Here is a 14,014-nt window from a genome sequence, read left to right on the forward strand (position 1 = left end):
CGGTGACCACGGCGACCGCATTCTCGAGCTTCATACGAGGTCCTTTCTGATCGGTATCGGCGTCAGACTAGTCGCCGCACCACCCACAAGTAAATAGCGGTTCGCCTCCGCGCTCGCTGGGGAGCTGGAGGCGATCCGCAGTTCGTTCCCTGGTTATACCAGCTCACGGCAATCTCACCGGGTTGTTCCGGTTGGTCGCGCAACCTGGATGTTCTGCCGAGTTCGCTATCTATCGCTGGCCGGGCAAATACTAGAACATGTTACAGTTTCGGTGGAAGCGGCGGCAACCGCCGTGGTCGGGGCCAGGGTCTCCCGCAGTGTGGCGACCGCTGCGGTGACGGCCGCGCCGCCGGTGGTCCACGCGGTTCCGGCGGGCTGGGTGGTGAGTACGACGACCACGAATCGGCCGGGCTGGGCGGGATCGGCGGACACCAGACCGGTCGTATTCAGCGTCGTGGAGTCGTCCAGCGTCATCCAGCCCTGTTTGATCGCCCAGTCCGTCCCGATGAGGGCGTCGGGGATGCCGAAGTATTGATCGGTTCCGTCGGCGGCGGTGGCACTCGCCCGATGCAGGGCGGTGAGGATCAGATCGCGCGCCGGCTGCGGGATCTCGGAACCGATGTAGCGGTAGATCCGCACCACATCCGCCGGCGTGGTGAGTGTTTCGCCCCACTGGGCCGGATCGTCCGGCGGCTCGGTGGCGCCGAGACCGATGTCCGCCGCGACACGGGAGACGATGTCGGGGCCACCGCCGGTGTCCCAGAGCGCGTCGGCGATATCGTCGTCGCTGGCCGACAACATCTGCGACAGCAGGGCGGTGGTATCCGAATCCGGCTGCCAGTTCACGCTTTTCAGCTCGTCGAGGGCGATCAGCAGTTTCACCACCGACGCGGTGTAGAACTGCTGATCGGTGTTCAGTCCTGCGAGCGTGGTCCCGGTGGTGGTGTCGACCACGTCGATCCCCACCCGACTGCCGGGTTCGGCGGCGAGGATCGCATTCTGCATCTGCTGCGCCGGCGTGTTCGGCGAAATCGGCTGGGCCGCAGCGGTGGTCGCACCGGCCGCCGCCGGCGCGACGGCGCCGACCGTGGCCGTCACCACGCCGACGGCGGCGGAACCGGGATGTGCCGCGGCGGTTCCGGTCGCTATACGAACCACCGCGATCCCGGAAATCGCGAGTACGACAGCGAATGCCGCGACAGCCAGTGCGCACCGGCGCGGACGACCGGACGGAATGCTCATATCTTCCAGAAACCGCGCGCAGCTGTGTGCAGCTCGAGGGCCGGTTGGTAGAACGCTGTCGGTTCACCGTGCGGTCGCTTTCGGGCGTGTTGGTGGACTCGGGCCCGTTCCCTGCGCCACGATCGTCGGGTGACCAAGACCTCCTACCACCACGGAGATCTGCGAGCCACGCTGCTGACGGCGGCGGCCGAGCAGATCGCTGCCGACGGTGTCGACGCGGTGTCGCTGCGAGCGCTGGCGCAGCGCGCCGGCGTCTCCCATGCCGCGCCCGCTCACCATTTCGGCAATCGGCAGGGCCTGCTCACCGCACTCGCGATCCGCGGATTCGAGCTGCTGGCCGAGGAATTGCGCGGCTCTCGTGACGATTTCCGGGAGATGGCGGTCGCCTACATCCGCTTCGCACGGCGCCACCCCGGACATTTCGACGTCATGTTCCGCCACGACCTGCTGCGCGTCGACGATCCTGAGCTGATCGCGGCCCGCACCGTATCCGGCGAGGAATTGCGTTTCGGGGTGGCCCAATTGGGTGTCGCGGAATCCGCGCGACCGGCGACCGAGCTGGCCGCCTGGTCGCTCGTGCACGGCTTCGCGTCGCTGTGGCGCGAGGGCGCGCTCACCGATTCCGATCTCGGCGGCGCCGATCCCGAACAGCTGGCCCGGCAGATGGTCGCCACCGTCGACTTCGTCGGTGCGAAAAAGTAACGACTACAACATATTTCGACTCAGCGCTCGTGGACCATCTCGGCGACCCGCCGCTGAGCTTCGGTCGCGTCGGTGTCCACGACGGCATCGGTGGTGGCGGTTTCGCTCCGGCCCGCGAGCAGATCGCGGATTTCGATCAGCAATTCGGTTTGGGTCGGGACGGCCTTCTTCTTGCGGCTGAACCGTTTCTGCAAGGTGTTCATCGGAAGAATGAGCACGAAATACAACACCGTCGCCACCATGAGGAAATTGATTCCCGCACTGACGATCGGGCCGACGGCGATGAATGTGGCCGGTTTTCCGGCGACCAGTTGCACGCCCAATCCGAGCTGCCCGTTGGTTCCCACGACCGCCAGCAGTGGCTCGACGATTCCCTTCGTCACCGAGGTGACGATCGCGGTGAAGGCCGTACCCATCACCACCGCGGTCGCCAATTCGATGACGTTGCCGCGCATCAGGAAGTCTTTGAACCCTTTGAGCATCTCAGCCTCACGATCGATCCGAACACATCAACGCTGTCTCGGACCGGCAGTCTAACGGCGAGCAGCGAACCAGCAGCAACTCGATGTGGGCTCGATCACGTGTTCGGATCCGAATCCGTCGGTGCCGGACGATACTCTTTCCTGCGTGGCCGAGAATTCGCCGGAGCTTTATCGAGAACGCCATTCGCGGGTGTCCACGGGCGCGATCGTATGGCAGCGGCAGGTAACGGGGGAGTCGGCCACGGTGTTGCCGGACGGCTGTATGGATCTGCTGTGGCTCGGTGGCCGGTTACTGGTGGCCGGGCCGGATACCCGCGCCTACCACAGCGGTGCCGCCGCGCAGACCGTGTACGGGATTCGCTTCGCGCCGGGTACGGCTCCGGCCCTGCTCGGCGTTCGTGCGCCGGAGCTGCTGGATCGCCGGGCCGAACTCGACGAGGTGTGGTCGTCGCGGCGGGCCCGCGCCATGGCCGACGTGGTCGCGGCGGCGCCGGATCCGCTGCGCGGACTCGAGGAGGTGGCCCGGCGCTGTGCGGCGGTGACCGCCCCGCCCGACCCGGTGGTGGCGCAGATCGTGCGCCGGCTGGACGCGGGGGAGACGGTCGCGGCCACGGCCGACACGCTGGGCCTGGGCGCGCGACGACTCCATCGGCTCTCGGTCGCGGCCTTCGGATACGGGCCGAAGATGCTGGCCCGCGTGCTGCAAATGCGCCGGGCTCTGGATCTGAGCCGCACCGGCATCGGTTTCGCCGAGACCGCGGCGCTGGCCGGATATGCGGATCAAGCCCATATGAACCGGGAGATCCGGGCCCTGACCGGGCGATCTCCCGGCCGTATCCGAGGGGCCGCCGCGCGCGCCGAGGAGTATCAGCTCAGCGGCGCGTAGAGGTCGACGCCGTTGCCGTCGGGATCGTGCACGGTGGCGTAGCGCTGGCCCCACACGGCGTCGAAGGGCTTTGCCTCCCCCTGGTATCCGGCCGCGACCAGTTCGTCGAACAGCGCGTCGACCTCGGCCGCCGAACCGCATTCGACGGCCAGTCCGATCCGGCCCGCCGCGGCGTTCCACTGCCGCGCGACGCCGGCGTCCTGTGCGATGTTCTCCTCCGAGTCGAGCATCAGCCGGAATCCGCCGGGTAGCGGAGCTTCCACGTGCCCACCACCGACGACCTCGCCGAATTCGAGACCGAGTCGCCGGTAGAAGTCGAGTGCGGCCGTCAGATCGGAGACGACCACGCCGATTGCGTTGAGTTGAGGTGCCATGGCGTCACCGTAGAGCGCCGCGGCCGGTGTCGTCTTGAACGAATCGGACGGCGTGGCTGGGTTTGTCACAATTCGGGATCGAAGGCCCGGTGACCAGGATCAATCTATTACCGCAACGTGCTGACCACCACAATCGGAGTGAATTTCGGTCGGAACGCTGGTCGGAGTGATTAGCGTTTCCCACAACGTGTTCGGGGACGCGAATCAGGGCAGGAGGGATATGGGTACCGACCAGACATTGCTGCATCGTTTCGTGATCTCGCAGATGACCGACGCCGGGATCGATCGTGACCGACTGCTGCGCGAATGCGAACTACCGGAATGGACACTGGCCGGCGAAGGCGTTCATGTGCCCGCGCGGGTCTTTTCCCGGTTATGGGAGATCGGTGAGAATTGGCTCGACGATCCCGATGTAGCGCTGCACGTCGCCAGCAGATATCAGCTGGCCGCCACGCGGCTCTACGACTATCTGTTCGCCAGCGCGCCGACCGTGGGCGCCGGACTGGCGACCTGTGGCCCGTACGTCACCGCGGTCACCACCAATCATCGCTTCGATCTGGTGGTGGAGAACGAGGCCGAGACCACGCTGTACCTGGACATGATCGAGGGCGACGGGCGTGGGCGCGAACTGGTGCAGCTGTGGGGACTGGTCGCCGTGCTGACCCGCGCCCGCCGCGTGGTGGCCGCGCCGTTCGACCCGGTCCGGGTATCCCTGCGACAGCCGGCTCCGCGTCGCCGGGAGACGTTCGCCGAGGTATTCGGTTCGGCGGTGGTGGAATTCGGTGCCCCGGTGGATTCGATGACCTTTCGGTCGGCCGATATGGATCTGCCGCTGACCACCGCCGATCCGGTGCTCGCGGAGGTGTTGCAACCGCTGGCCGCCGCGTTGCCGCCACCACCGCCGCTGGCCTCGGCCTGGCCGGAGCGGGTATCGCGGGCGTTGGCCGATGCCTTCACCGACGGTGAGGTATCGCTCGAGCAGGTGGCACGGCGGCTCGCCATCAGTCCACGCACCCTGCAGCGGCGGCTGTCCGAGGCCGGGACCACGTGGCGGCGCGAATTGGATCGAGCCCGCCTGGCCCGGGCCCAGGCCGCGGGCCCGCTGAGCCGGGAGCGGCAGGCGGCATTGCTCGGTTATGCGGACGCCGGCTCGATGCGGCGTGCGGCGCGGCGCTGGTCGATGGTGGCGCACACGCGCACTGCGGGATCGGCCGACTGCCAGGCCTGATTCACCGGATGCGGCCCCTGATCGGGATGCGGCCCCTGATCGCGGGGCAGGCGTGGCCGCGGAGCGCTTCGCTCGATCACCGGCCTCGGCGTGCGTGGGAAGCGACCGACGCCGGGGTGGGTGATCGAGCGGCACCGCGGGCCGCGCTATGCCCGCAGATTGCTCGCCGCGATACTCCAGAACGTATGCCGGTCCAGCGCCTGGAAATCCCAGCTCTCGGCGATGGCGTGGGAAGTGGCGACGATGGCCGGTACGTCGAAGTCCTCGCGGGTCGCCGTGCCCTTGGCCTCCAGTTCGGCGATCACGTACTGGGTGGCGGTTTCGAAGGTGTACAACACGGTGCTCTCCCATCGGTCGTAACTACACATCCGGAACGCGCTGCGCGTACTTTGTCAGTCTTGTCACGCTGTCACAATCGGGCCAGCGCCGAACGCGCCACATCCGGGCAAATGTGCCATTTTCACATTCTGACGGCCGCGAGGAATCTGCGTGAGAATTCTGTACCCGCAGGCGGTTTCGACCAAACTTTTCATCGAAAGTGTAGCGCCGCCGGCAAGAGTCCGGCGGCGAGCAACTCATCGGCAAAGCAGTGGCGAACCACTAACCGGTCGGTTGCGCGAGGACATCCTCGTAGCGGAATTCCTGTGCGATCCCGGTGCCGGCGGCATGGGCGGCCTCCTCGCGCTGCCGCAACTCGACGCGGCGGATCTTGCCCGAGATCGTCTTGGGCAGTTCGGTGAACTCGATCCGCCGCACCCGCAGATACGGTGCGAGGTGATCGCGCGCGTATTCCAGGATGGCCCTTGCGGTTTCGCGGTCCGGCTCCCAGCCCGCGGCCAGCGTGACATACGCCTTGGGTACGGCCAGGCGAGTGTCGTCGGGCTGCGGCACCACAGCGGCCTCCACGACCGCCGGATGCTCGATCAGCACACTCTCGAGTTCGAACGGGGAAACCTTGTAATCGGAGGATTTGAACACGTCGTCGGTGCGGCCGATATAGGTGATGTAGCCGTCGTCGTCGCGCGCCGCCACATCACCGGTGTGGTAGTAGCCGCCTTCCATCACCGCCGCATTGCGTTCCGGGTCCTGGAGGTAACCGTTCATCAGGTTGACCGGGTGGGCACTCAGATCCAGGCAGATCTCGCCCTCCTCGGCGGGCGCGCCGGTGACGGGGTCGACCAGCACCACCGGCACCCCGGGCATGGGGCGGCCCATCGAGCCGGCCTTGACCGGTTGCCCGGGGGTGTTGGCGATCTGCAGCGTCGTCTCGGTCTGCCCGAATCCGTCCCGGATGGTCAGTCCCCAGGCGTTTTCCACCTGTGCGATCACGTCGGGGTTGAGTGGTTCACCGGCGCCGAGGATTTCGCGCAGGCCGGCCGGGCGCTCGCCGAGGTCGGCCTGAATCAGCATGCGCCACACCGTCGGCGGCGCGCAGAAGGTGTTGACCTCCGCGCGGCGGAGCTGACCGAGCAGCGCCTCGGCGTCGAACCGGCCGTAGTTGTAGACGAAGATCGTCGCCTCGGCGATCCAGGGCGCGAAGAAGCAGCTCCAGGCGTGTTTCGCCCAGCCCGGCGCGCTGATCGCGAGATGCACGTCGCCCGGTCGGACGCCGATCCAGTACATGGTGCTCAGATGTCCGACCGGATAGCTGGTCTGGTTGTGCTGCACCATCTTCGGCTTACTCGTGGTGCCGGAGGTGAAATAGACCAGCAGTTCGTCGCCCACCTGCGTCACGGCGGGGAAGGGGCCCGCCGATTCCACCTCGGCGGCCTCCGCGTAGTCGTGCCAGCCCTCGACCGGACCGCCGACCGCGATGCGCCGATAGTCGCCGGGGACCTCGTCGAATTTCGCGGTGTCGCGGGCGTTGGTGATGACGAAACGCACCGCGCCCCTGGAGATCCGGTCGATCAGATCGGCCGGCCCGAGCGCACCCGTGGTGGGCATGACCACCGCACCGAGTTTGGCGACGGCGAGCATCGACTCCCAGAGCTCGACCTGGTTGCCCAGCATCAGGATCACCCGGTCACCCTGGCGCACACCGAGTTCGGCGAGCCAGGTCGCCACCCGATCCGAGCGCTGCGCCATCTCGTCGAAACTCACCCGCAGTTCGCTGCCGTCCTCCTCGACGATCCACAGCGCGGTGCGGTCGTTGCCGCGCGCGATGACGTCGAACCAGTCGACGGCCCAATTGAATTCGCCGGTCAGCCGGGGCCAGTGGAACGTCCGCACCGCGGTGTCGTAGTCGGTCGCCAGCTCGACCAGCCGGTCGCGCGCCTGGCGATACAACTCGGTGTTGGACGTCATCACTGCTCTCCTGTCTGTTGCTGATCCTGCTCCGGCACGCCGAACAGGCGGACCGAGGTCGCGCGGATATCGACCTTGCGCACCTTGCCGGTGACGGTCATCGGGAATTCCTCGACGACGTGGACGTGGCGCGGAATCTTGTAATAGGCCAGGCGACCGCCGCAGAACTGGGCCAGCGTCTGCGCGTCCAATGTGGCTGCGCCCTCGCGCATCCGGATCCAGGCCACCAATTCCTCGCCGTATTTCGGATCCGGGATCCCGACCACCTGGGCGTCCAGGATGTCGGGGTGGGTGTAGAGGAATTCCTCGATTTCGCGCGGGTAGATGTTCTCACCGCCGCGAATCACCATGTCCTTGATCCGGCCGGTGATCGCGACGTAGCCGTCGTCGTCCATGGTGGCCAGATCCCCGGTGTGCATCCAGCGGGCGGCGTCGATCGCCTCGGCGGTCTTGTCCGGATCGTTCCAGTAGCCGAGCATCACCGAATATCCGCGCGTGCACAGCTCGCCCGGCTCACCTCGCGGAACGGTCAGTCCGGTGTCGGGATCGACGATCTTGATCTCGAGGTGCGGTCCCACCCGGCCGACCGTGGCGGTGCGCTGGGTGATGGTGTCGTCGCGGCGGGTCTGAGTGCTCACCGGCGAGGTCTCGGTCATGCCGTAGCAGATGGACACCTCCGCCATGCCCATCCGCTCGATCACCTGCTTCATCACCTCCACCGGGCACGGTGAGCCGGCCATGATGCCGGTGCGCAGCGAACTCAGGTCGAAGGATTCGAAGTCCGGATCGGCCAGTTCGGCGATGAACATCGTCGGCACCCCGTACAGCGAGGTGCAGCGTTCCTCGGCGACCGCGGTGAGCGTGGCCCGCGGCTCGAAGGAAGCCGCCGGAATCACCATGGCCGCACCGTGACTCGTCGCCGCCAGATTGCCCATCACCATGCCGAAGCAGTGGTAGAACGGCACCGGGATGCAGATCCGGTCGGCCTCGGTGTAGCCGCACAATTCGCCGACGAAATAGCCGTTGTTGAGGATGTTGTGGTGCGACAGCGTCGCGCCCTTGGGGAAACCCGTTGTACCCGAGGTGTATTGGATGTTGATCGGATCGTCGGCGGCCAGTCGCGCTCCGGCCTCGGCGAGGCGCGCGGGATCGGCGGCGCGGCCGGCGGCGACCAGCGCCTCCCATTCGGCGCTGTCGAACAGGACCACCTGCTCCAGATCCGGGCATTCGGGCCGCACCCGGCCGATGATCTCGGCGTAGTTCGAGCTCTTGTGCTCTCGCGCCGCGATCAGCATCCGGATCCCGGCCTGGGTGATCACGTAGCGCACTTCCTCGCTGCGGTAGGCCGGATTGATGTTGACCAGGATCGCGCCGATCTTCGCGGTGGCGAACTGCACCAGCGTCCACTCGGCACGATTGGGCGACCAGATGCCGACCCGATCGCCCTTGCCGATCCCCGCCTCCAGCAGACCGAGTGCCACGGCATCGACCTCGGCGGCGAATTCGCGGTAACTCCAGCGCACTCCGGTCACCCGGTCGACGAGTGCGTCTCGATCACCGTGGATGGCCACCGTGCGATCGAGATTGGCCCCGATCGTCTCGCCCAGTAGCGGTGCATCCCATACCCCGTGCGTATAACTGACCGGCCGGACCCGGCCCATACTCGCGCTCACACATATAGGATTCACGTCACACTTTGCTCTCCACCACCCCCGGAAAGGGGTAGCGCCGATGGCCTCCGCCGATCTGCTCCGCCCGCGCGACGTCGATGCGTTGCGGGCCGAGTTGCGGCAGGTCTCGGCCCTGTCCGGGATGCCGGTGGTGTTCGGCGGCGAGGTCTGCGACGGGGCGCTGATCCTGAGCGAGTTCTTCGGCACGCGCACCGCCGCGATGCGCGGACTGGTGGTATCCCCCACCTCGGGGGTGGGCGGTGCGGCCGTGGCCAGCCGGCGTCCGACATCGGTCGCGGACTACCGGGCGGCGGCGACCATCACCCATCACTACGACGGTCCGGTGTCGATGGAGGGACTGCGCGCGGTGGTCGGGGTACCGGTCGTGGTGGACGGGAGTTCCCGGGCCGTACTCTACGTCGCCAGTCGCGAACCGGGGCCGATCGGCGATCGGATCGCCGAGCTGGTGTTGCGGTCGAGCCGGCGCCTGGCCGTGGAACTGGCGGTGCGCGACGAGGTGGACCGGCGGCTGCGCCTGCAGGCGACGCGCGGGACCTCCGAGGCCACCACCGGCCTCGCGCCGGATGCCGTTGTCGCGGAACAGCTTCGGGATCTGCACGCCGAGGTGCGCGGGATCGCGCAGACACTCACCGATGCCGAGGCGCGCAAGCGGTTGCGCGCGGTATCGGACACCCTGGTGCGGTTGATGGGCGGGCCGGAGGAGACCGTGGCCGCGGACTCCGCGCCCGCACTGTCTCCGCGCGAACTGGACGTGCTGTCGTATGTGGCCCTCGGTTGCACCAATGGTGAAGCGGCACAGCGGCTTTCGCTGCGCCCGGAAACGGTGAAGAGCTATCTGCGCAGTGCGATGACGAAACTCGGCGCGCACACCAGGCACGAGGCGGTGGTCCGGGCACGGCGGTGCGGGCTGCTGCCGTGATGCCGCGGGCGGTGATCCGGCCCCGGATACGCGACTGCCGGCCCGGAAATCCGGACCGGCAGGTGCTGTGTTCCGCTCGCCGCGGCGGCGGTGTGACCGTGGTCGGTGTCGACTAGGCCTGCGGCTCGACCAGCTGGATGTCGAGCTCGATGGCGACCTTGTCGCTGAGCATGGCGGTGGGCAGGGCCGGCGCGACGTCGAATTCGCTGCGCTTGATGGTGCCGGTGGCGGTGAATCCGGCGTGGCGGCTGCCGTCCTGGAACTGCTGCAGGCCGCCCCACTCCACGTCGAGGGTGACCGGCTTGGTCACGCCACCGAGGGTCACCTCGCCGGTGACCTCGAACTCCTCGGCGACCCGCACCGGCTCGACGGCCTTGAAGTGCAGGGTGGGGCGCTCGGTGACGTTGAGCAGCTCGGCGCTGCGGACGTGCTCGTCACGCTGGGAGTTGCCGGTGTCGAACGAGTCGAGGTAGATGGTGGCCTCGATGGTGGCCGCGCCGGAGGCGTCCACGACGAAGCTGGTCTCGAAGTTGTTGAAGCGGCCGCGGACCTTGGAGATGCCCAGGTGGCGGACGGTGAAGTTCACCGAGGAGTGGGCGGGGTCCAGGGCCCAGGAACCGGTAGCGAGAGTGGTCTGCTCGGAAGTGGTCATGTCCACCAGATTTTCGGACCATGGTCCGGTTAGCCACACCGCGGTTATCCTGGGACTGGCAGGGCGTGGATAACAAGGCCCGGACAGATACAGGATGGTGTGGTGGCACGATCGGAATTCGGCGAGTTTCTCATCGCGCGGCGGGCCCAGTTGCAGCCCGAAGATGTCGGTTTACCGGCCGGGCGCCGGCGGCGGACCCCCGGACTGCGGCGCGAGGAGGTCGCCGCGCTGGCCGGGGTGAGTGTCGATTATCTCGCCCGCCTCGAACAGGGTCGCGACACCAATCCTTCCATGGCGGTGCTGGGGGCGCTGGCGGAGGCGCTGCGGCTCAACGAGGTCGAACGCCACCATTTCGGCAATCTCGCCGTCGGCATGGAACACGCCCGCGAGTGCCCATCCTCGGGTCAGGCACGGGAACAGGTCACCGACACCGTGCAGGCCGTGCTGGATGCCATGCATCCCACGCCCGCCTTCGTGGCGGGCCGGTGGCTCGACATCCTCGCCTGGAATCCGGCATGGCGCGATTTCGCCGAACCGCTGGGACTGCTCGACGACGTCGCCGAACACAATCTGGCCACCTACTTCTTCGCGCACCCGGAGGCGCCGCAGCGGTGGCGGGACTGGCCGATCGCCGCGGAGATGATGGTGTCGACGCTTCGCTCGGCGCGCACGCACTGGCCCGACGATCCCGGACTCGACGCGCTGGTCCAGGGATTGCACCGATTTCCGGAATTCTCCTGCCGCTGGCGGGAACACCGGGTCACCGAATTCCGGTCCGGTGCGCTGCATATCGAGCATCCGCAGCGCGGCGACGTCGAGGTCGAGATCCAAAGCCTCAGTCCGGCAATCGATCAGAGCGTGCAGGTGTGGCTGGTCGACCGGCGCGCCGTGCGCAGTCCGGCACTGCGGCTGGTGAACGAATAACTCGCGCTCGGAGGATTCTTGCGCGCCCGAGTCGGCTCAGCTGTCGATCGGGACACGGAATCCGCGGTCCGCGACTCGTGAGACACCGATCACGCATAATCCAACGTGAGGATTCCTGCCGGCCGGTGTCTATCGATTCGAGCAGCGGAGGAGGTGCTGTGTGACCGAGGCGGCAGCGGCACCCGAGGCAGCGCTGGACGACGCCACCCTGACCGGGCGGGCACGTGACGGCGATGTCCGGGCTTACGAGCAACTGGTGCTGCGCTATCAGGGAGCGATGTTCCGGTTGGCGGCACGGATGCTGGCCGATCGGTCCGAGGCGGAGGACGTCATCCAGGAGGTTTTCCTGACCGCCTGGCGTCGCCTGGCTCAACTGCAGGACGACAGCGCGTTCTCGGGGTGGTTGTACCGGATGACCACCAATCGCTGCCTCAACGTCATCCGGTCCCGGCCGGACCGCACCGACGTGGATCCCGATTCCACCGAATCGCCACAGCGTGCGACCCAGCCCGAACACGCGGCACAGGTGCACAGCCAGATGGCCGCGCTCACCGCGGCGCTACAGCGGCTGACACCCGAACAGCGCGCCTGCTGGCTGTTGCGGGAGGTGCACGGCCGCTCCTACGAGGAGATTGCCGAGATCGTCGGCACCAACACCACCGCGGTTCGGGGGCGGATCGCCCGAGCCCGGGCGCAATTGGCGGAGGTGATGAAGCCGTGGCGCTGACGGAGTTGACCGAAAGCGACTACACGCTGCCCTGCGGACGCAGCGTCGAACAGGTCTGGGACCGCCTCGATGCCGTGGAGGCGGGCCTGGCCGACGAACACGAATCGGACTGCCCGCACTGCGCGGCCGCGCGCGAGAGCCTGCTCACGCTGCGTGCCGCCACCCGTGAACTCGTCGACGAGCCGGACCCACCGCCGCCCGCGATGTTCGACCGGATCATGTCCGCGGTGCGGGCGGAAGTCCGGCGCGGCCGGATGGTGAGCCTGGCGACTCCCCATCCGGGCTCGGTCGAGGTCAGCGAGCAGGCGATCGCTGCGGTGCTGCGCTATGCCGCCGACACCGTGGCGGGCGTGCGCGCTCGCAGCTGCCGCATCGACGACCACGGACCCGATGCCGACGGCGGCCACGCGATCACGGTTTCGCTCTCGATCTCGGTCCGGCACGGCGACACCGCGGTGGAACGCGTCGTTCCGCAGGTTCGCGAACGGGTCCGCGCGGCGGCCACGGCCCGCGCCGGTCTGGCGCTCGAGCGGCTCGACATCACCGTGGTGGATGTCTACCAGGAGGAGTCGTGAGCGCGGGATTCGCGGAGAAAGCGGAATATATCGCCTCCGATGCGGTAATCGCTGCAGTAGCGGCTCGGGCCGCGACCTCGGTTCCCGGGGTGGCGCGGCTCGAGCCCGGTGTCCTCGGTCTGCTCGGCCACCTCGCCCGGACGGGGCGGCAGTGGTGGAGCAGCCAGGACATCGCACCCGGCGCGGGCGTGCGCGTCCGTCACAGCGGTGGCTGGCTGAAGGTGCAGGTCGACCTGTCGGTGACGGGCGGATGTCACGTCGGCGAGGTCGGGCAGGCGGTACAGCAGGAGGTGGTCCGGATGGTCGCGCAACAAACCGGGATGGTCGTCGACGCGGTGTCGGTGGCGATTCTGGACATTCAACCGGATGCGTCGTGACGGACGTGAGCGAGGACGAACTGGCCGGCGAGATCGTCACCGCGATCGAATCGGTGGCGGGACTGCATCCGGCCGTGCCGCCGGGCGTCGCCCTCGCCGATTGGGTGCCGCGGCTGGGGCCGCGCTCGGCGGTGGACGTGAGCCCGGAGATCGTCGAGATCCGGGTGACGGCCTCGGCGCTGCCGCTGCCACCACTGCTGGACAAACTCGCGGCGGCCGTGGGTGAGCTGCTGGCCGCCACCCGGTGGGCCGGTGCGCGGCTGCGCATCGTGGTCACCGATTTGGACGCGGACGTCTTCGACGCCGCGGTTACCTAGATCATCGGTCTCGCCCGTGACATTTCGCCGTCGGCGGGGTCGTATCAGTGCAGGTTCGTTATCCGCTGTACCGCAAGGGAACTGAACTGGAGGTAATCATGACCAGCACGACAGCCGGTAAGGGCGCGGAGAACGCCAGGGCCGAGACGGGTAGGGACACCGGCGCCGGTCCGAGCCAGGGCGGAGCGGCTGCCAAAGCCCCCGCCCGGACCAGCAGCGCGCTGGTCAGCGAACAGGGCACCACCAGCATCGCCGATGTTGTCGTCCAGAAGATCGCCGGATTGGCGACCCGCGAGGTGCGCGGGGTGCACGACCTCGGTGGTGGCGCGGCACGCGCGTTCGGTGCCTTCCGCGATCGCATCCCCGGTGCGTCGGCCAGTGTGGGACAAGGGGTTTCGGTCGAGGTCGGGGAGACACAGGCGGCGGTGGATCTGGAGATCGTCGTCGAATACGGCGTCTCCATCGCCGAACTGGCGCGCGCGGTGCGCCGCAATGTCATCACCGCGATCGAGCAGATGACCGGTCTCGAGGTGGTCGAGGTGAACATCAACGTCAACGACGTCTTCATCGAAGAGGACGAAGATCAGCCGCCGGTCCGCGAACGGGTGCAGTGA

17 protein-coding genes are annotated in these 14,014 nt (G+C 67.7%); 10 read left to right on the plus strand and 7 right to left on the minus strand.

What is annotated here, in order from left to right; genetic code table 11:
* Positions 1-225 precede the first annotated feature (225 nt).
* Entirely contained in the window at positions 226-1,242 is a 1,017-nt protein-coding gene (locus tag A5780_RS01350) for a hypothetical protein (protein ID WP_064907520.1), read from the minus strand.
* A 129-nt stretch (positions 1,243-1,371) separates the two neighbouring features.
* On the opposite strand from A5780_RS01350, the gene A5780_RS01355 reads away from it, so the two are divergent.
* On the plus strand, positions 1,372-1,944 hold the full coding sequence (locus tag A5780_RS01355; protein ID WP_064907521.1) for a TetR/AcrR family transcriptional regulator: 573 nt from the start codon (positions 1,372-1,374) through the stop codon (positions 1,942-1,944).
* Positions 1,945-1,964: 20 nt separating this feature from the next.
* On the opposite strand, the gene mscL is transcribed toward A5780_RS01355, so the two are convergent.
* Entirely contained in the window at positions 1,965-2,426 is a 462-nt protein-coding gene (gene mscL / locus A5780_RS01360) for a large conductance mechanosensitive channel protein MscL (RefSeq protein WP_063018320.1), read from the minus strand.
* A gap of 145 nt (positions 2,427-2,571) precedes the next feature.
* Between mscL and A5780_RS01365 the strand changes: the two genes are divergently transcribed.
* Complete coding sequence (locus A5780_RS01365; protein ID WP_064907545.1) at positions 2,572-3,312, plus strand: helix-turn-helix domain-containing protein; 741 nt, start codon at positions 2,572-2,574, stop codon at positions 3,310-3,312.
* Here the strand turns inward: A5780_RS01365 and A5780_RS01370 are convergent.
* Positions 3,294-3,686 (minus strand): VOC family protein, encoded by a 393-nt coding sequence (locus A5780_RS01370; protein ID WP_082976228.1) that lies wholly within the window; start codon positions 3,684-3,686, stop codon positions 3,294-3,296. The genes A5780_RS01365 and A5780_RS01370 overlap by 19 nt on opposite strands.
* 220 nt (positions 3,687-3,906) lie before the next feature.
* On the opposite strand from A5780_RS01370, the gene A5780_RS01375 reads away from it, so the two are divergent.
* Complete coding sequence (locus tag A5780_RS01375; RefSeq protein ID WP_030515536.1) at positions 3,907-4,914, plus strand: AraC family transcriptional regulator ligand-binding domain-containing protein; 1,008 nt, start codon at positions 3,907-3,909, stop codon at positions 4,912-4,914.
* A gap of 146 nt (positions 4,915-5,060) precedes the next feature.
* On the opposite strand, the gene A5780_RS01380 is transcribed toward A5780_RS01375, so the two are convergent.
* The 3 genes from A5780_RS01380 to A5780_RS01390 form a co-directional block, all read right to left on the minus strand.
* On the minus strand, positions 5,061-5,252 hold the full coding sequence (locus tag A5780_RS01380) for a hypothetical protein (protein ID WP_030515537.1): 192 nt from the start codon (positions 5,250-5,252) through the stop codon (positions 5,061-5,063).
* Between the two features lie 262 nt (positions 5,253-5,514).
* The gene (locus A5780_RS01385; protein WP_064907523.1) at positions 5,515-7,218 is read right to left on the minus strand and encodes an AMP-binding protein; all 1,704 of its coding nucleotides are present in this window, start codon (positions 7,216-7,218) and stop codon (positions 5,515-5,517) included.
* The gene (locus tag A5780_RS01390) at positions 7,218-8,879 is read right to left on the minus strand and encodes an AMP-binding protein (RefSeq protein WP_064907524.1); all 1,662 of its coding nucleotides are present in this window, start codon (positions 8,877-8,879) and stop codon (positions 7,218-7,220) included. The genes A5780_RS01385 and A5780_RS01390 overlap by 1 nt, the downstream gene beginning before the upstream one ends.
* Before the next feature lie 70 nt (positions 8,880-8,949).
* Here A5780_RS01390 and A5780_RS01395 point away from each other — a divergent pair, with 70 nt between their 5' ends.
* On the plus strand, positions 8,950-9,828 hold the full coding sequence (locus A5780_RS01395; protein WP_064904411.1) for a LuxR C-terminal-related transcriptional regulator: 879 nt from the start codon (positions 8,950-8,952) through the stop codon (positions 9,826-9,828).
* 112 nt (positions 9,829-9,940) lie between these two features.
* On the opposite strand, the gene A5780_RS01400 is transcribed toward A5780_RS01395, so the two are convergent.
* Positions 9,941-10,480, minus strand: a complete 540-nt coding sequence (locus A5780_RS01400; RefSeq protein WP_063030099.1) for a YceI family protein — start codon at positions 10,478-10,480, stop codon at positions 9,941-9,943.
* 102 nt (positions 10,481-10,582) lie between these two features.
* On the opposite strand from A5780_RS01400, the gene A5780_RS01405 reads away from it, so the two are divergent.
* The 6 genes from A5780_RS01405 to A5780_RS01430 all read left to right on the plus strand — a co-directional run bounded on the left by A5780_RS01405 (position 10,583) and on the right by A5780_RS01430 (position 14,014).
* The gene (locus A5780_RS01405; RefSeq protein WP_064907546.1) at positions 10,583-11,404 is read left to right on the plus strand and encodes a helix-turn-helix domain-containing protein; all 822 of its coding nucleotides are present in this window, start codon (positions 10,583-10,585) and stop codon (positions 11,402-11,404) included.
* A gap of 160 nt (positions 11,405-11,564) precedes the next feature.
* Positions 11,565-12,131, plus strand: a complete 567-nt coding sequence (locus A5780_RS01410; protein ID WP_082857409.1) for an RNA polymerase sigma factor — start codon at positions 11,565-11,567, stop codon at positions 12,129-12,131.
* Positions 12,122-12,706 carry an anti-sigma factor gene (locus tag A5780_RS01415; RefSeq protein ID WP_064907525.1) on the plus strand — a complete coding sequence of 195 codons (585 nt, stop codon included), beginning with the start codon at positions 12,122-12,124 and terminating at the stop codon, positions 12,704-12,706. The genes A5780_RS01410 and A5780_RS01415 overlap by 10 nt, the downstream gene beginning before the upstream one ends.
* Positions 12,703-13,083, plus strand: a complete 381-nt coding sequence (locus tag A5780_RS01420) for an Asp23/Gls24 family envelope stress response protein (protein ID WP_063018306.1) — start codon at positions 12,703-12,705, stop codon at positions 13,081-13,083. The genes A5780_RS01415 and A5780_RS01420 overlap by 4 nt, the downstream gene beginning before the upstream one ends.
* Entirely contained in the window at positions 13,080-13,400 is a 321-nt protein-coding gene (locus A5780_RS01425; RefSeq protein ID WP_231982784.1) for a hypothetical protein, read from the plus strand. Before A5780_RS01420 ends, A5780_RS01425 begins: the two co-directional genes overlap by 4 nt.
* Before the next feature lie 98 nt (positions 13,401-13,498).
* Positions 13,499-14,014 carry an Asp23/Gls24 family envelope stress response protein gene (locus A5780_RS01430; RefSeq protein ID WP_063018336.1) on the plus strand — a complete coding sequence of 172 codons (516 nt, stop codon included), beginning with the start codon at positions 13,499-13,501 and terminating at the stop codon, positions 14,012-14,014.

Origin of the sequence: Nocardia sp. 852002-20019_SCH5090214 (assembly GCF_001665865.1) — a bacterium.
Lineage (GTDB): Bacteria > Actinomycetota > Actinomycetes > Mycobacteriales > Mycobacteriaceae > Nocardia > Nocardia nova.